Origin of the sequence: Chitinophaga sedimenti (genome assembly GCF_023156195.1) — a bacterium.
Taxonomy (GTDB): domain Bacteria; phylum Bacteroidota; class Bacteroidia; order Chitinophagales; family Chitinophagaceae; genus Chitinophaga; species Chitinophaga sedimenti.
Genome location: NZ_JAKUKA010000001.1, coordinates 5,486,020 through 5,502,713 on the forward strand (window position 1 = coordinate 5,486,020; position 16,694 = coordinate 5,502,713).

The following is a 16,694-nucleotide window of genomic DNA, read 5'->3' on the forward strand; positions in this document are numbered from 1 at the left end:
ACCCTATAAAAAATAAAAAGCCCCGCACTGCGAGGCTTTTTATTTTTCGTATATTTAAATCTCCCCTCCAATTTTCCTGAAGCAAGTTGATCTCCAGTAGCGCTGTTTAAACAATCACCGCTATGGATAACCTGCATGAGCTGGAGCAGTCTGCTTACGACCTCCTCGGCAAATTATGGGACAATCTCGTGGAGAAACACGGCGAGGAGTCCCACGTACCAACATCTGAAAAGAACGCGATTACCCGCGCTTACACTGAGTTGCAGCAAGCCGCCGGCGAAGGGGCTGGTGCGGTACAGGCATTTCTTCATCAGTGGCAGCCACGCCTCAATGAGCATGCGGCGGCGGAGCCACATGCATCTAAAAAACAAAAACGAAACGATGTGCTGGATCGTATTAAGGGGCGCCTGGATACGATTATCCGGCCGAAGGACGATCACTGATCTGCCTTTTCGCGGAACTGTACGCGCTGATCGGGCAACTGTCTTGGCGTTCACAGTATCGCCGTCTTCTTTGGCCGATGCGGCGATCCATCCGCAAGCAGCAGGGGAGTGGCTAATGGATCAGAAGTATAAATCAACCTCAAAAGCCTCCACAGGTGTGGAGGCTTCAATAGTTAGGGATAAGAGGTATAAAAAATCTTACAACGTCTCAGTTAATACAGCGGTTGGAAAAAAACGCTCAATCACATCGAGCAGTTTGTCCACGGTTAGCGGTTTGTTCAAAAAGCCGCGGATGTCTTCAATGCCATTGGCTTTGCGTTCATCGTCCGGGTTAAGGCTGGTCGTGAGCATCGCGATCACGATCTGCGCTTTTTGTGCCTCGGGCAGCTTGTTGTACTCTTCCAGGAATTCCCAGCCATTCATAGCGGGCATGTTAATGTCGAGAAACACAATGCCGGGTTGTAACTTGCGCGGACTGTCGGCGAATTTACCGGTACCGGTGAGGTACTCCAGGGCTTCCTCTCCATTGGTGACCACTTCTACGTGAACGTCTATCTGTGCTTTCTTAATGATCATGGAGTTGATAAAATTGGTGGCATGGTCATCATCCACCAGTAAAATGCACTCCAGTCCGTCAATTTTCTTCATTATAAATGGTGTTCTAATCCATGATGGTAAAGTGGAATGTGCTGCCCTGGCCGGGTTGTGAGTAAACGCCAATGACGCCTTTGTGCAGTTCCACAATTTTTTTACAATGCGCCAGCCCGATGCCTGTTCCCTCATATTGCGAGCGGTTATGCAACCGCTGGAAAATAACGAACACCTTTTGCTGATGCATGGGTTCAATACCGATACCATTGTCGCGCACCGAAAACTTCCAGCCGCCTTCTATTTTTTCTGCGGAGATGTATACTTCGGGTGGTGTATCTTTTTTCGCGAATTTGATGGCATTGAGGATCAGGTTCTGGAACAGCAGTTTCAGTTCAGATTCAAACGCGGTAATGTTGGGCATCATTTCAAAATAAATCTGTGCCCCACTTTCCTGTATCACCAGGTCCAGGTCGTCGCATATCAGCTTTAAAATATTGCCGATGTCTACCGTTTTCATGGCCGCGTTACGTCCCAGCCTGCTGTAGTCCAATATATCTTTGATCAGCTGCCGCATACGCGAAGCCGCATCATAAATGAATTTGAAACTGCTGGCTACCTGCTCGTCCGGGTGCTTCAGGTACGAATCGGAGAGCAGCTCGATCAGGCTTGTGATGGTGCGCAACGGTTCCTGCAGGTCATGGGAGGTGATATAGGTCAGCTCTTCCAGCTCCCTGTTTTTGGAGCGCAACATCTCGTTATAACTCTTCAGCGCGTCTTCCCCCTTCTTTTTATCGGTGAGATCGCGGGTTACTTTCGTGAAGCCGAGTACTTCCCCATTTTCGCCGTGAATGGCAGTAATAGTAATGCTCGCCCAGAAATGAGTCCCATCTTTTCTTACACGCCAGCCTTCAGCCTGCGCCTTGCCGTTTTCGCGGGCCACGCGCAATAGTTCGTCGGGCTTATTGACGTATTGCTCTTCCGGCGTATAAAAATTACTGAAGTGCCGCCCTACAATTTCGCGGGCAGTATACCCCTTAATCCTTTCCGCGCCGGCGTTCCAGTTGGCGATGAAGCCTTTGGGGTCCAGGCGTAGAATGGCGTAATCTTCTACTTCGGCAATGAGGCTGTATTGCAGATCTTCCGCGCGGCGAATTCTTTCCAGCGCCTCTTTTTTCTCCTGCAGGTTGCGACCTATCAAAACGAAGCCTGTCAGTTGGTTTTGTTGATATACGGGTGTAAGCTGGAGTTGTCCCCAAAGCGTAACGCCATTTTTGATGATAACCCAGCCTTCATACACGCTCTTACCGAGCTGACGCGCCTGCGTCAACAGGTTATCATGCAGCAACGCTTCCCGGTTTTGGTGCGTGTGCAGGATGCTGTAATTCCAGCCTGTTATATATTTTGCGGTATAGCCGGTGATTGTTTCCCCTCCCTTGTTCCAGGATTGAATTACACCATTAGTATCCAGCAATGCAATGAGGACATCATCCACCTCTTGCAAATATTCATAGAAAAGAGTATCACCTGACATAAACGGCTCATGCGCCCATATGGGCCTTTGGCTATGGTTTTCGTGCTGTGTCTGACAAAAGAATCGGAGGGAACAAAAAGGAATGAATAATTACACTATATGTACGTGTTTGTATTTTATCCGGATTCTCATTACTGCAAATTTATATAAATAAACCGAAAAGATGTGAGGAATCCGAACATGATAGCCCCGGATACCGCAGACATGTTGCAGTACAGCCAATGTTAACAAATTATGATAACCTGGCAGAAAAGATTAAATTGGGCCGTTCAACCTAATAGGCCGATCTAGTATGCGTATTTATCAACATTTAAACCTGCGCCACGTATTATGAAAAGAGTTTCCTTAAAAGACGTGGCCAAAATGGCGGGAGTATCTAAATCCACCGCTTCGTTCGTACTGAACGGAAAGGCGAAAACAATGCGCATTAGTGAGGCCCTGGCTGAAAAAGTGATTGCCGTAGCGGAAAAGGCTGGTTATCAGCCGCATCAACTCGCGGTAAGCCTGCGTACGGGGCAGTCGAAAATACTTGGCCTTATCGTGGAAAGTATTTCTGGTAGCTTCTTTGCCTCCCTCGCTAAAATTATTGAGGATGAGGCGGAGGCTTATGGTTACAAGGTGGTGTATTGCTCCACCGAGAATAATGCCCTGAAAGGCAGGGAGTTGATCCGTATGTTATCGCAGCGCCATGTGGATGGTTTCCTGATTACGCCTACGATCGGCATGGAGAAGGACATTAAGAAACTGGTATCGCTGGAAAAGCCGGTTGTATTGATGGATAGCTACTTCCCGGAAGTAGAATCGTCTTATGTGCTGGTAGATAACGCCAGGGGTGTGAAGCAGGGCATGGATCATTTTTTCAAAAAAGGATATAAGAAGATAGGTTTCGTAACCGTGGATATTGACCTCGTGCAGATGAACGAACGCATGCAGGCTTACCACGAATCGCTGGCGGAGCACGGTGTTCGGGCTAACAAGAAGTTGATTTTGCGGGTGCCGTATAACGGCGACAAAGCCGATGCGATTGCGCAGATCAATGCTTTCCTGAAAAACACCCCGGGACTGGATGCCGTATTTTTTGCCACGAATTACCCGGGTATCCGGGGGTGGAGAGCATTACCAACCTGGGCCTGCGCATGCCGCAGGACATTGCCATGATCTGTTTCGATGATCATGACCTGTTCAGGCTTTATCCACCTGGCATCACGGCCATTCAACAGCCAATTGAAGGTATTGCTAAAACGGCCATGCAACTGCTGATGCAGCAGATGGATAAAAACCGTAACGGCGCCATGTTTAACCAGGTGGCGCTGGAACCGCATTTCGTGGAACGCGGCTCTGCCTGAGCACCCAAAACGGAATTTTTTTGCAAACGGGCTTTGAATAATTGAAATATATTCTAATTTTACAAGGCAGAATACCAATTGGTTGGGTACAATAGACGTAAAAAGTCAGGACTTGCAGTAAGGATGTATTTGAAGCATCTTTTTTAAGCCACGATTGCTAAACCGGTTTTGCCGAACGATTTCTCAACATAACCTATGCCGGCAGGAAATTTTCGCGATAAGAGATAACGCTTTGTTTAGTATAAATAACGGATTTGCGGGGTCAAAATTCCCGCAAATTTTTCAGGATAAAGCTAAAACGTTTTATGATCAGCGAAACGCCAGTTGTGCAATGTATAACGTAGACGGCAACACTTTTCTTCCTCATCAACTGAAATTGGCGGCTTTACGCCGATGTATATAAGATCGTTTTTTTATTGTTCACTATTCATTTAAAGCAACAAAGGGCCTTTCAAGGCTCTTTTTTTTTGCTGATAATTTCCCGGTTATGTAGCGCATCGTCCCCGTTTTTTCTTCACGTATATAATCCGCTTACTAGATCAGTTTGCTGGCAAGGAATTTGTTACATCACGACAACCTTATGCGCGCAGGCAAAGCAAATATGAATGATGTATGTAATTTGAAATGCTTTGCTGTAGCCAATTCTGGTGTAGTAGTAGAAAAAAAATAAGTTAGCATAAAAAGAAAAAATTTTTACTTTTATCATGATAATTAGATCAGTGAACTGATCATTTGTTTTGAGAAAGGAAACCACAAAGCTCACGGAACCATGTTAGTGAAAGTAACCGAAGTGAATGTTTAAATAGAAACTAAACGCACAAACCATATCAATTTACTTTCCCGGATAACATTGCAGGATACACGTACAAGACCCGACAGCGTCTTTTTTTTGGAATGTATAGCAAAAACGATTTAGCCATACCTTCTACTGATAAACGCCGTTTTGTGTTTCCGCACATTGATTATTAAACGTATTGCCTGTAACGCCATGCAGGAAGGAAGCAATCTTTTTTCTAAACTCGATAAACCATGTATTAAAACAGAGAACTAAACGGAATAACCAGAAACGCAACGCACATTTTTTAACGCATATCTTCTTGAACCGGTTTTGCAGCAAACCTGCATGACTGGCCATTCCATGCACTGTTAGCATGTTGAGCGGGCCCGGTGCAGAAGGAATTTTCAACATCTAAATCAACACAAACATGGAGAAGAAATCCACGCTTCTTAGGCGGGCGGCCTGGCAGTCATTGCTGCTGATGCTGTTATCGTTTCACGTATTTGCACAAAACAGGCAGGTGTCCGGTAAGGTGACCGATGCAAAGGACGGCTCGCCACTGCCCGGGGTAACCATCCAGATAAAGGGCACTACCACGGGCGCCCAGACCGGTGTGGATGGTACGTTTAAGCTGGAGGCGCCACCCACGGCCACAACGCTCGTTTTTTCCATTATTGGTTACGAAACCAGGAAGTCGCCATTACCGGCGAACCCATGAACATCAAGCTCGGGGCTTCTGTGAAGTCGCTAAAAGACGTGGTGGTGATCGGTTATGGTACGCAACGTCAATCGGAGGTAACATCTTCTGTGGCCACGGTAAAGCCCGAAGATTTTAACCAGGGCGGCTCCCGCAATCCCCCCGGACCTGGTGCAGGGCAAAGTAGCCGGTCTGAGTATTACGCGCGCAGGTGGTAACAACCCCAACGGCGGCGTATCTATCCAGCTTCGCGGCGCCAGTACGCTATCGGCCGGTTTGCAGCCGCTGATCGTTATTGATGGCGTGCCGGGCGGTAACCTCGATCTGCTGCAACAGGACGATATCGCATCGTTTGACGTACTGAAAGATGGGTCTGCTGCTGCGATTTACGGTACGCGTGCGAGCAATGGTGTAATCCTTATCACTACCAAAAGAGGAAGAGCAGGTGAGCCTTCTTATTCCTATTCCACGTATGTGCAGCGCGACCAGGTGGCGCAGGTGCCGGATATGCTGAGTGCAACGGACTACCTGAAACTGCCGGGTACCACCGACCTCGGTGGCCGCATCAAAATGTATGACCTGCTGCTGGATAAAAAGAACATCAGCCAGTATCATAATTTTTCTGCCGCCGGTGGGTCCGCGAACAGCAATTATCGCGCTTCTATTTATTATAATGACCAGAACGGTATTTCTATTGATAACGGCCGCAAGCAGTATGGTGGTCGCCTGAATGTGAACCAGACCGGTCTGCAGGGTAAACTGACCATGCAGATGAACGTGGCGGCTAATTTTAACAAGGCAAACCTGAACGGCGGCCAGGGCGGCGACTTTGAACAGGCCGTACAACGTAACCCCACCGCACCGATCTTTAACGCGGATGGCACCTATCTCGAAACAAATGCCTTCAATAACTACAACCCGCTCGCCCGTTTGCAGCAAACGCTCAACAACCGCGATCAGCAAACTATTTCAGGGGATGTGAAGTTTACGTTGGAATTATTGAAAGGGCTGAAGTTATCCGGTACTGGCGCATTAATCCGCAACAGCTGGAACGATCGTGAGTATCGCACGAAAGCATCGGTCATCGCAGATTGACTATAATGGCGGCGGTTATGCTTCCAAATTTAACCAGATTGACCTGAATAAAACGTTTGAAGGCGTACTGGATTACAGCACCACTATTAATGAACACCATAACATCACGGCATTGGCAGGCTACAGCTACCAGTACTTTACGTCGGAAATCTTCAGTGCAAATAATAACGGCTTCCTGACAGATGCTTTCCAGGACTGGAACCTGGGTGCAGGCAATGCCATTACGAACAATGCGCTGAAACGCCCGGGTTTAACTTCCAGCAAGGAAGATAACACGCTGGTGGCCTTTTTCGGCAGGTTAAGTTATGCATACAAACAGAAGTACATGGCGCAGGTAGTGGTGCGCCGCGAAGGTTCATCCCGTTTTGGCGCCAACAATAAGTGGGGTACTTTCCCCGCAGCGTCTATCGGCTGGGCAATTAATAAGGAAGATTTCCTGTCGGGAATCCAGGATATTAATCAGTTGAAACTCCGTTTAGGCTATGGCGTTACCGGCCGCCAGGACGGTGTGGCTAACTATGGTTCCCTGGTAACACTGAGCACCGGCGGTCAGTACCTGCAAAACGGTAACTGGTCGCAAACCTACGGCCCATCTGTAAATCCTAACCCCAACTTGAAGTGGGAGCAGAAACGTGAATGGAACTTTGGTATTGATTACGGATTTTTCAATAACAGGTTATCGGGTTCACTGGACCTCTACCAGCGCAACACCGTGGACCTGCTCGCACAATACAGAGCCCAGCAGCCGCCTTACATCCATGACCAGTTGTTTACCAATGTTGGTGAAATATCGAATAAAGGTATTGAGCTGACCATCGCCGCTACGCCGGTTTCTACAAAGGATTTCACCTGGAATACCGACGTAACGTTCACTTACCAGACTAACAAACTCGAGTCTTTATCGAACGACCTGTTTAAAGCTACGTACTTTGAATATGGCTCGCTGCCCTCACCAGGCGCACTTGGCAACTCGATCCGCGTGCAGGAAGGTCAGCCCCTGGGTAACTTCTACGGCAAACGTTTCGCCGGCTTCGACACCGACAGCACCTGGTTATTCTTCAACGCAAAAGGCGAAAGGGTAGGCGCCGACCAAATCACCGCCGAAGATTATACGGTAATTGGCAACGGTATTCCTAAATACCTCGCCTCCTGGGGTAACACCCTCAAGTACAAAAACTTCGACCTCACCGTGTTCTTCCGCGGTAAGTTCGGGTTTAATATCCTGAACCTGCAGGACCTGTACTTCGGTAATGTCAAATGGTTGCCGAACAACGTACTGCGCAGCGCCATCACTAAAAATGCACGTTTGAAAGATGATCCGCAGTATTCCGATTACTACCTGGAAAACGGCAGCTTCGTGAAGCTGGATAACGTAACACTGGGCTACAACTTCAAACTGAAAACAAAATACATTACCAACCTGCGCCTGTATGCATCGGGTCGTAACCTGGCCACCTTTACCGGTTACAGCGGCCTTGATCCGGAGCTGGAAGATAACGGTCTGACCACGAGCATCGACAACCGCGGCTTCTATCCGCGTACGCGCTCTTACACCGTGGGGTTGAATGTAGGTTTCTAACAACGATTTGAAAAACTTAGATTATATGAAAAAACTACTCATATTCCTGGCTGCCGCAACGGGTTTCGCATCTTGTACGAACCTCGACGAAAATGTGTACAGCAGGATCAATGCTGATAATTTTTACCACAACAAAGGCGAGGTGCTGGCGGCCGTTACGCGGCCGTACACCCACGCCAATGCATGGGCTGCGCCTACCGGGCAAAACGGTTACTGGCGTTTGAGTGAACTCTCGGCCGACCAGCTGGCGTGGCCGCAGAAAGGCCGACACGGTTACGATGGTGGCGACTGGATCCGCCTGCACTACCACACCTGGGTGCCACTCGAAGGTACCATCGAAAATGCCTGGCGACTGATGTTCTCCGGTATGGGCTTTTGTAACAACACGCTGAAAGATTTGTCAAACGTGGATTTTGCTTCCATTGGCATGACGGAAGCGGAGAAGGGAGCACTGATGGCGGAAACCCGCGTACTGCGTGCCTGGCATTATTTAAAGTTGATGGACCTCTTCGGCAAACTACCCATTGCCACGGTTCCCGGTCAGGGCTTTAACCCGGAAACGACCGAAAGGCCGGAAGTATTCGCCTGGATTGAAAAGGAAATTCTCGATAACCTCGACTCCCTGCCCGTACTGAACGCAGAAGGCGCCGGCCGCATTACGAAAGCTGCTGGTCTGGCGATGCTGGCGGAAATGTACATTAACGCGCAGGTATGGACTGGCACGGAGCGCAACGCAGATTGTATCGCCATCTGCAACCGTATCATCAACGGTGAAGGCGGTGCACTTACCGGCAGCGCCCCCAACTGGAAAGTGATATTTTCAAGCCATTCAATAATGTGAACCACCGTTCTACAGAAAACCTGTTCCAGCTGGCGTACGACCTGCGCCAGGGTGATTTCAACTTTGGATGGAACGGCGATTTCTGGCACTACAGGCAGCGTGAAATTTACGCGGCAGACAGGGACGGCAATAATGGTATTGTCGTGATCCCGAGTGCATACGACGCGTTTGAAGATAATGACCTGCGCAAAACCGGCTGGATGCTGATTGGCCCACAAACGAATAAAACAACCGGCAATCCCGTACTCGGCACGGAAGAATACAGCGGCAAACCACTGGTATTTGTGAAGGAGATCCGTCGTAATTCAGAAGGAGAAACCGGTGCGGGTGGTATGACCAAAGGTGAAGAGAACAGCGGCGCGCGTTTCGCGAAATATGTACCGGGCGAATTAAGCGATGAGGTGAACTACTGGGGCAATGACTTTGTACTGTATCGTTTAGCCGATATCGTACTCTGGAAAGCGGAAGCGATCATGCGCTCCAATGGCGGTACGGCAAATGCGGAGGCGGTAACCCTGGTGAATTCTGTTCGCCAGCGTGCTTTCCGCGCCGAAGATTGGGGCACCGAGGCATACAATACGTCGACGCTTACTTTAGACGAGCTATTGGCAGAACGGGGAAGAGAGTTTATCTTTGAAGGCAAACGCCGCCAGGACCTGATTCGTTTTGGTAAATTTACAACCAATACCTGGTGGGATCATACGGCGTCTACGCAAGCTAAGTGGAACCTGTTCCCGATTCCGCAGAATCAACGGGCACTGAATCCGAACCTTGGGCAGAACGACGGATATGAATAACTAAGTGAATGAATGAAAGATAAAAAAACACCGTGTGTCGGGCTGCGCGCCCTGGCCACGGTGTTAGTATTTTATTAAACCTAAAAGAGAAATAACCTAAGCATGAAAAAATTCGGATGGCTGCTCTTATCCCTGGGTGTAATGAGCGCAAAAGCGCAAATCGTTACTAAAGTGGAAGATCCCGTTGAATGGATTAACCCGCTCATGGGTACCGACTCCAAAGTTTCCCTCTCCAATGGCAACACTTACCCGGTAATTGCTTTGCCATGGGGGATGAACTTCTGGACCCCGCAAACCAATGTAATGGGCAATGGCTGGACTTACCAGTACGCTGCCGATAAGATCCGCGGTTTTAAACAAACGCACCAGCCTTCGCCCTGGATGAACGATTATGGCCAGTTTGCCATTATGCCAGTGGTAGGTAAAATGAAATTTGATGAAGATAGCCGCGCTAGCTGGTTTTCTCACAAAGCAGAAGTTGCAAAACCTTATTACTACAGCGTTTACCTGGCCGATGCCGACGTAACGACCGAGATAGCGCCTACCGAAAGAGCCGCCCGTTTCCGCTTTACTTACCCGGCGGCAGATAGCGCGTTTATCGTGGTAGATGCTTACGACAGGGGATCTTACATCAAGGTAATTCCTTCAGAAAACAAGATTATTGGTTATACCACCCGCAACAGCGGCGGCGTACCGAAGAATTTTAAAAACTTCTTCGTGATTTATGCCGACAAACCTTTTACGGTTTCCAAAACCTGGAACGGTAAAAACAGGGCGATCGCAGGCGATACACTGGAACTGACCACCAACCACGCCGGCGCTATCGTTGGTTTTAAAACGAAGAGAGGCGAGCAGGTGAACCTGAAAGTGGCATCTTCCTTTATCAGCTTTGAACAGGCGGAACTGAACCTGAAACAGGAGCTGGGCAACGATGCTTTCGATGTGGTAAAAGCGAAAGGCAAAGCTGCCTGGAATAAAGAACTCTCCCGGCTTGCAGTAGAAGGCGGCACCATTGACCAGGTACGTACTTTTTACTCCTGCCTCTACCGCACCTTGCAGTTCCCGCGCAAGTTCTACGAGCTCGACGCCAACGGCAAAGTAATGCACTACAGCCCCTACAACGGCGAAGTGTTGCCCGGCTACATGTTCACCGACACCGGTTTCTGGGACACCTTCCGTGCGCTGTTCCCGTTCCTGACACTGATGTACCCGGAACTGAACAGCCATATGATGGAAGGTCTGGCCAACGCTTATAAAGAAGGCGGCTGGTTACCTGAGTGGGCAAGCCCCGGTCTGCGCAACGTAATGATCGGCTCCAACAGTGCGGCGATCATTGCCGATTCTTACCTGAAAGGCATCCGCGGTTATGATATTAACACACTGTACGAAGCGATCCTGAAAAACACCGAGAACGAAGGTCCGCTGACGGCTGTTGGCCGCAAAGGCGTGAAATACTATAACGAGCTGGGTTATGTGCCCTACGATGTAAATATCAACGAGAATGCTGCCCGTACGCTGGAATATTCGTACGATGATTTTACGATTCATCAACTGGCGATCGCGCTGAAACGTCCGGCGGAAGAAATCGCCCGTTTCGAGAAACGCAGCCAGAACTGGAAGAACCTGTTCGATCCCGAGCACAAGTTGATGCGCGGTAAAAACAAGGATGGTAAGTTCCAGGCGCCGTTCAATCCTTTCAAGTGGGGGATGCGTTTACTGAGGGTAACAGCTGGCATTACACCTGGAGCGTATTCCAGGACATTGCGGGTTTGGCGGAAAAAATGGGTGGCAGAAGCGGTTTTGTGCAGATGCTGGATTCCGTGTTCAACATGCCCCCGGTATTCGATGACTCCTACTACGGCGGTACTATCCACGAGATCCGTGAAATGCAGATCATGAACATGGGGCAGTACGCGCATGGTAACCAGCCGATCCAACACATGCTGTACCTGTACAACTACGCCGGTGAGCCCGGAAGTCACAGTTCTGGATCCGCGACGCGATGAACAGGCTGTACAAAGCCACCCCCGACGGATATTGCGGTGATGAAGACAATGGCCAGACTTCTGCGTGGTACGTGTTCTCCGCCATGGGCTTTTACCCGGTAACACCCGGTACGCAGCAATATGTGCTGGGAACACCATTGTTTAAAAAACTAACTGTAACTTTACAGGACGGTAAGAAGTTTGTTATCAATGCACCAGCCAACAGCGACAAGAATTTCTACATTCAATCCGCTACCTTCAATGGCAAGGCGTATGATAAAAACTGGATCGGCCATGCTGACATTCAAAAAGGTGGTACCCTCGACCTGAAGATGGCGGCTACGCCAAATAAACAAAAAGGTACTACAGAAGCGGCTTTCCCGTATTCTTTTTCTACCTTTACGACTCGAAAGTAAAAACTCATTATAGTCCCGGCCGCCGTGCCGGAACGTAAAGTTGTTCTTCTTGGAACATAGATCACAATAAACATTCTGGGGCCTCCTGTCTAGGAGGCCCCGTTTTTTTGTCCTATCTCCTGATTATAATCAGTATAAAAATTAAAATATTGTTATGTTGATGGGCAGTATACCCCGGCGGAATTGGGCAATTCCCGCAAATTGTGCTATTTTGGAAATGAAATGTTTGTTCAGGGATCCCGGTGTCCGTACCCATACCCGACAACCATGCTTTATCAACAATCCCGAGAAACCGAATGCCGAAAGAAATCAAAGCTATCAAGTGCCCGCATTGCGGGAGCGTAAAACACACCGCCATTAAGGAGGATCATTATCGCTGCGAAAATTGCCATACCGAATATTACCTAGATAGCGACGACATATACATTCATCATACGGTAACGCACCGCCCGGAAAATAACTTTGGCGGGCAGCCCTACGCCAACAGGCCGGTCCTGCCGCAGAAAGTCGCGAAGTATGTGTTGCTTGGTTTTATATTGACCACCGCCATCGCCGGTGCCACCATCTTTTGGGCACCGGCAGGGATAGCAGCACCCCGAAATATGCCATAAGCGAAGCCGCAGACGACCGCGAAGAGCGCTACACCACCGGAGCAGTAAAAGTCTTCCGGTGGCCGGTCCTGCCCAGGAGCCGCGTTTCTGGTAGTTGGCAGCAGGAACTACATGTATGCCAAAGGGGAGGCTAAAAATGGTGTTTACGTGGGTTTTCACGACCCGGTGAAACAATCGGAGCTCAAAGCGATTAAGCTGGACGTACCGGGTGCCGGCACGTCTACCGATGTAAAGCTGCGCCGCTTCGGCAATGGCGAAGTGTATGCGATCATAGACAAGTCGAAAATATTTAAGATAGATGTGGCTGCGCAAAAGGCCACCGATGTGAGTACGGGCTTTTACAAAGACCAGCCGCTGTTGCAGGCAGGCGTGGCTACCGTGGAGTTCCTGTACGATAACTACGGCGATGGCCTTGCGGTGATGACCAACGATGGTAAAAGTCTGTTCTACTACCCGCTGGCAAACAAAGTATACACGAAAGACGAAATGAATAAAGCGCAGGAAGGGTTTAAGACCTTGCTGCCCAATGCAAAGGAGCAGGTATACTATACGTTTTCCCGCAGCAGCAGCGACTTCCCGGACGAAAAGATCCAGTTGCTGCGCATCGTATACAAGGAAAACGCCGGCGGACCGCGCTGGCAGGTAACCGGCCCTTCGTGGGGCAAAGATTACCAGGTGCGCGGATCGGGCATTTATGTAGGCAACATCCCTTTCAAAAGGTATTGATTTCCGAGCGGGAAAAAAACCGGGGCAGGATTGTATCCTATAAGGATATTACCCCCGACAGGTTGTACTTTTCGCCCAAGGTACTGTTCTCCGATGCCAATGACCTGCTGATTTGCTTTAAAGCAAATGCAGCACCCACTACCCCATATACATTGCAATGCCTGCATCCAGAAACCGGCGCTATCAAATGGACAACGCCCCTGGCGGAAAAGAAAGACCTGGATGAAGTGATGCGGTATAAAGACGGCTTCGTGGCGGTTGATTATCACGACGCGTATGTATTTAACACCAGCGGTAAACTGGTAAGTCATTACGAAACTAAATAGCCATATCCCAGGCCCGCATCCGCCGTATTGCCGACGTTACCGCTGATGCCCGCGCTGCCGCCGAAGGCGGTCTTGGTTATGTGGATATGGAAAAGCTGAAGGCCCTCCGCGACGCAGCTGCCAACGAAGGCGGCCTGGCAGGTGCAGGACTGCAATTCGGAGCCGGGCTGGAACTTGGTAAAACCATGCTCGATAAAAAGGATACGAACGTTGATCCCGTGCAGCAACTACAGAAGCTAAAGCTGCTTTTGAACGAGGGGATCATAACACAGGAGGAGTTTGATACGAAGAAAAAGAGTGGTTAAGTAAGATGTAATTTCATGTCAACATAAAAAGGAAAAGCCCCGGCATTACGCTGGGCTTTTTTTTCGTGTCTACTACTTCTAATGGTTACAAGAAGAGTTTCTTATTGGGCTTGGAACTCATGTAGAACGTGAGTTTGCCGCCATTCATGATGTCTGCGTGGGTGATGGTGGCTTTGCTGAGCGCCTGTCCATTCAGCTCCACTTTTTGCACGTACACGTTTTTGTCGCTTTGATTTTTTGCTTCCATGGTGAACGTTTTGCCATTCTCCAGCTGGATAGTGGCGCCGTCAACCGCCGGGCTGCCAAGTGAGTACTGGTCGGAGCCGGGAGCGATGGGGTAGAAGCCCATGGTGGTGAAAATATACCATGCGCTCATTTGTCCGCAGTCGTCGTTGCCGCCCAGGCCATCCGGTGTAGGACGATACATCTTTTTCAGGATCATGCGCACGCGCTCCTGGGTTTTCCAGGGCTGGTCGGTCCAGTTATAGAGGTAGGCGGTGTGGTGGCTTGGTTCGTTACCGTGCACGTAGTTGCCGATGATGCCGTCGCGGGTAATATCTTCGGTTTCGGCAAAGAACTCGTCGGGCAGGTGCATGGTGAACAGCGAGTCGAGGTGGATGGCGAATTGCTTTTTACCACCCATGAGGGCGATCATTTCGGCGGGGTATTGCGGAACGTAGAGGCTGTAGTTCCACGCGTTGCCTTCAATGAAGCCCTGGCCGTGGGTTTTAAGCGCATCAAACTCCTTGCGGAATGTGCCGTCGCTCATTTTGGGACGCATGAAACCGGTGCTGGCATCGTATACATTTTTCCAGTAACCGGAACGTTTGATGAATTCGTCGTAAACGTCTTTACGCCCCAGCTTTTGCGCCATTTGTGCAATGGCCCAGTCATCGTATGCATACTCCAGCGTTTTGGATACGGACGACCCGTTTTTATCTTCCGGCACATAACCGAGCGACATATAATATTCCAGTCCGTCGTATTTCTTGTAGCGGGCGGTGGCTACGCAGGCGTCGAGCGCTTTGTTGGCGTCGAACGGTGCATTGCCTTTCACTACCGCGTCTGCAATTACAGATACGCTGTGGTAGCCGATCATACACCAGTTTTCATTGGCGTAGTGCGACCATACCGGCAGCATTTTCTGCACGCTTTGGTCAAAGTGCGCCATCATGGACTGTACCATGTCGGCGTTGCGTTTGGGCTGTACCACGTTGAAGAACGGGTGCAGGGCGCGGTAAGTATCCCAGAGTGAGAAGGTGGTGTAGTTGGTGAAGCCGTTAGCTTTGTGTACGTTCATGTCAGGCCGCGGTAGCTGCCGTCGGTGTCCATATAGGTGGTGGGGCCCAGGAACGTATGGTATACAGCGGTGTAGAAGTTTTTCTTTTCATCAGTATTATTAGTGCGGATAGCGATCTTTTGTAGCTCTTTCTCCCACAGGTTTTGCGCATCTGCTTTTGCCTTTTCGAAGTTCCAGTGCGGAATTTCTGCTGCCATATTAGCGAGGGCGCCTTCCTGGCTTACGGGGAGAGTGCGAATTTGATCTTTACTTTTTCCCCTTCTTCCGTATCGAAATCGAACCAGGCGCGTAACTGGCGGCCGGCCATTTCAGGAAAGTTCTGCGTTACATCAAACTTGCGCCAGAAGCCTTTATACACGTCGTTGGTGTAGCTGCGGTGGCCGTATTGTTTGATGGGCTTAGAGAATGTCATGGCAAAGTATACGGTGCGGGTACGCGCCCAACCGGCCGTTTGGCGGTATCCGGTAATCAGTGTATCGTTTACCACGCGGACGAACGTCCAAACATTCTTATTCTCGTAGTTGTAGATGCCCGCCATGAAATCGAGGATGATGTGGGCGTTCTGCGACTTGTGAAAAGTATATTGATGGAAACCCACGCGGTTGCTGGCGGTCAGCTCTGCCTGGATGTCGTGGTCGTCCAGTTTCACTTTGTAATAACCGGGTTCCGCTACCTCATTGGCATGCGAAAAGGCCGAGCGGTAGCCGCTTTTCGGATCGTTGGCCGTACCGGGGTTCAGTTGCAGGGCGCCGGTGGTGGGCATGATCAGGAAATCGCCCAGGTCGGAGTGCCCCGTACCGCTAAAGTGCGTGTGGCTGAAGCCGGTGATGGTTTTGTCGTCGTACTGGTAACCTGCGCAATAACGGTATACATCCGGGTTGTATTTACCATTCATTTCGTAAGGAATGGTATCCGTATCCGGGCTCAGTTGCACGGCTCCGAAAGGCACGGTAGCGCCGGGGAACACGTGTCCCATTTTTTGGGTGCCGATGATCGGATTTACGTAAGAAACCAGCTTTTCGCCTGTTTGGGCGTTGGCCGGGTTCATAAACCCTGACGTCATTAGCAGCAGGGTGAAAAGTTGTTTTCTCATGCTGGCATTGGATTTTTGACTATGAAAGTGTCCATTTTTTTGGTTGGTTTTTGTGCTCGTCACCCCACTAAGTTAAACCGGTTTAGCATCAATAGCAATAAGGGTTTCCATTTTTTTATTTCAGGAGGTTGCGGATCATTGAAATTGTCTTGTGGGGCGGGTTTGGCGGGGTTAAAAAAGGAACATCCTGCCTGGCAATGAAGCCCGGGCAGGATGTTGCCATTATAGAATGGG

The 16,694-nt window shown here is 49.6% G+C and carries 16 protein-coding genes and 2 pseudogenes; 14 read left to right on the forward strand and 4 right to left on the reverse strand.

What is annotated here, in order from left to right; all coding sequences use genetic code 11:
* Positions 1–122: 122 nt before the first annotated feature.
* Complete coding sequence (locus MKQ70_RS31545) at positions 123–443, forward strand: hypothetical protein (protein WP_248078606.1); 321 nt, start codon at positions 123–125, stop codon at positions 441–443.
* Positions 444–641: 198 nt separating this feature from the next.
* Here MKQ70_RS31545 and MKQ70_RS31550 read toward each other — a convergent pair whose 3' ends face one another.
* The gene (locus MKQ70_RS31550; RefSeq protein WP_248078608.1) at positions 642–1,091 is read right to left on the reverse strand and encodes a response regulator; all 450 of its coding nucleotides are present in this window, start codon (positions 1,089–1,091) and stop codon (positions 642–644) included.
* Between the two features lie 13 nt (positions 1,092–1,104).
* Positions 1,105–2,526 (reverse strand): sensor histidine kinase, encoded by a 1,422-nt coding sequence (locus MKQ70_RS31555; RefSeq protein ID WP_248078611.1) that lies wholly within the window; start codon positions 2,524–2,526, stop codon positions 1,105–1,107.
* A gap of 369 nt (positions 2,527–2,895) precedes the next feature.
* Between MKQ70_RS31555 and MKQ70_RS31560 the strand changes: the two genes are divergently transcribed.
* From MKQ70_RS31560 to MKQ70_RS31620, 13 genes and pseudogenes are all read left to right on the forward strand, one after another.
* Positions 2,896–3,723: a LacI family DNA-binding transcriptional regulator gene (locus tag MKQ70_RS31560; protein ID WP_248078614.1), complete on the forward strand. Its 828-nt coding sequence runs from the start codon at positions 2,896–2,898 to the stop codon at positions 3,721–3,723.
* On the forward strand, positions 3,702–3,911 hold the full coding sequence (locus MKQ70_RS31565; protein ID WP_248078617.1) for a substrate-binding domain-containing protein: 210 nt from the start codon (positions 3,702–3,704) through the stop codon (positions 3,909–3,911). Before MKQ70_RS31560 ends, MKQ70_RS31565 begins: the two co-directional genes overlap by 22 nt.
* Before the next feature lie 1,205 nt (positions 3,912–5,116).
* The gene (locus MKQ70_RS31570) at positions 5,117–5,407 is read left to right on the forward strand and encodes a carboxypeptidase-like regulatory domain-containing protein (protein ID WP_248078619.1); all 291 of its coding nucleotides are present in this window, start codon (positions 5,117–5,119) and stop codon (positions 5,405–5,407) included.
* The gene (locus MKQ70_RS31575; protein WP_248078622.1) at positions 5,404–5,604 is read left to right on the forward strand and encodes a hypothetical protein; all 201 of its coding nucleotides are present in this window, start codon (positions 5,404–5,406) and stop codon (positions 5,602–5,604) included. Before MKQ70_RS31570 ends, MKQ70_RS31575 begins: the two co-directional genes overlap by 4 nt.
* A complete protein-coding gene (locus tag MKQ70_RS31580; RefSeq protein WP_248078625.1) occupies positions 5,558–6,481 on the forward strand; it encodes a TonB-dependent receptor plug domain-containing protein in 924 nt (307 codons plus the stop codon). Before MKQ70_RS31575 ends, MKQ70_RS31580 begins: the two co-directional genes overlap by 47 nt.
* Positions 6,444–8,060 carry a TonB-dependent receptor domain-containing protein gene (locus MKQ70_RS31585; RefSeq protein ID WP_248078639.1) on the forward strand — a complete coding sequence of 539 codons (1,617 nt, stop codon included), beginning with the start codon at positions 6,444–6,446 and terminating at the stop codon, positions 8,058–8,060. Before MKQ70_RS31580 ends, MKQ70_RS31585 begins: the two co-directional genes overlap by 38 nt.
* 25 nt (positions 8,061–8,085) lie before the next feature.
* The gene (locus MKQ70_RS31590) at positions 8,086–8,901 is read left to right on the forward strand and encodes a RagB/SusD family nutrient uptake outer membrane protein (RefSeq protein WP_248078641.1); all 816 of its coding nucleotides are present in this window, start codon (positions 8,086–8,088) and stop codon (positions 8,899–8,901) included.
* The gene (locus MKQ70_RS31595) at positions 8,898–9,698 is read left to right on the forward strand and encodes a RagB/SusD family nutrient uptake outer membrane protein (protein WP_248078644.1); all 801 of its coding nucleotides are present in this window, start codon (positions 8,898–8,900) and stop codon (positions 9,696–9,698) included. Before MKQ70_RS31590 ends, MKQ70_RS31595 begins: the two co-directional genes overlap by 4 nt.
* Before the next feature lie 141 nt (positions 9,699–9,839).
* Positions 9,840–12,099, forward strand: a pseudogene (locus MKQ70_RS31600) (GH92 family glycosyl hydrolase).
* Positions 12,100–12,341: 242 nt separating this feature from the next.
* Positions 12,342–12,710, forward strand: coding sequence for a transposase (locus MKQ70_RS31605; RefSeq protein WP_308199282.1), 369 nt, complete (start codon positions 12,342–12,344; stop codon positions 12,708–12,710).
* A gap of 111 nt (positions 12,711–12,821) precedes the next feature.
* Positions 12,822–13,436, forward strand: a complete 615-nt coding sequence (locus MKQ70_RS31610; RefSeq protein WP_248078650.1) for a hypothetical protein — start codon at positions 12,822–12,824, stop codon at positions 13,434–13,436.
* On the forward strand, positions 13,433–13,762 hold the full coding sequence (locus MKQ70_RS31615) for a hypothetical protein (protein WP_248078652.1): 330 nt from the start codon (positions 13,433–13,435) through the stop codon (positions 13,760–13,762). The genes MKQ70_RS31610 and MKQ70_RS31615 overlap by 4 nt, the downstream gene beginning before the upstream one ends.
* Positions 13,763–13,848: 86 nt before the next feature.
* Positions 13,849–14,067 (forward strand): SHOCT domain-containing protein, encoded by a 219-nt coding sequence (locus MKQ70_RS31620; protein ID WP_248078655.1) that lies wholly within the window; start codon positions 13,849–13,851, stop codon positions 14,065–14,067.
* A gap of 85 nt (positions 14,068–14,152) precedes the next feature.
* Here the strand turns inward: MKQ70_RS31620 and MKQ70_RS31625 are convergent.
* A pseudogene (locus tag MKQ70_RS31625) lies at positions 14,153–15,564 on the reverse strand (GH92 family glycosyl hydrolase).
* 23 nt (positions 15,565–15,587) lie between these two features.
* Complete coding sequence (locus MKQ70_RS31635; protein ID WP_248078664.1) at positions 15,588–16,460, reverse strand: hypothetical protein; 873 nt, start codon at positions 16,458–16,460, stop codon at positions 15,588–15,590.
* Between the last annotated feature and the right edge of the window lie 234 nt (positions 16,461–16,694).

Coding starts and splice junctions, on each gene's coding strand:
- MKQ70_RS31545 (WP_248078606.1), top strand. CDS start 123: ATGGATAACCTGCATGAGCTGGAGCAGTCTGCTTACGACCTCCTCGGC.
- MKQ70_RS31550 (WP_248078608.1), bottom strand. CDS start 1,091: ATGAAGAAAATTGACGGACTGGAGTGCATTTTACTGGTGGATGATGAC.
- MKQ70_RS31560 (WP_248078614.1), top strand. CDS start 2,896: ATGAAAAGAGTTTCCTTAAAAGACGTGGCCAAAATGGCGGGAGTATCT.
- MKQ70_RS31565 (WP_248078617.1), top strand. CDS start 3,702: ATGCCGCAGGACATTGCCATGATCTGTTTCGATGATCATGACCTGTTC.
- MKQ70_RS31570 (WP_248078619.1), top strand. CDS start 5,117: ATGGAGAAGAAATCCACGCTTCTTAGGCGGGCGGCCTGGCAGTCATTG.
- MKQ70_RS31575 (WP_248078622.1), top strand. CDS start 5,404: ATGAACATCAAGCTCGGGGCTTCTGTGAAGTCGCTAAAAGACGTGGTG.
- MKQ70_RS31590 (WP_248078641.1), top strand. CDS start 8,086: ATGAAAAAACTACTCATATTCCTGGCTGCCGCAACGGGTTTCGCATCT.
- MKQ70_RS31610 (WP_248078650.1), top strand. CDS start 12,822: ATGTATGCCAAAGGGGAGGCTAAAAATGGTGTTTACGTGGGTTTTCAC.
- MKQ70_RS31620 (WP_248078655.1), top strand. CDS start 13,849: ATGGAAAAGCTGAAGGCCCTCCGCGACGCAGCTGCCAACGAAGGCGGC.
- MKQ70_RS31635 (WP_248078664.1), bottom strand. CDS start 16,460: ATGAGAAAACAACTTTTCACCCTGCTGCTAATGACGTCAGGGTTTATG.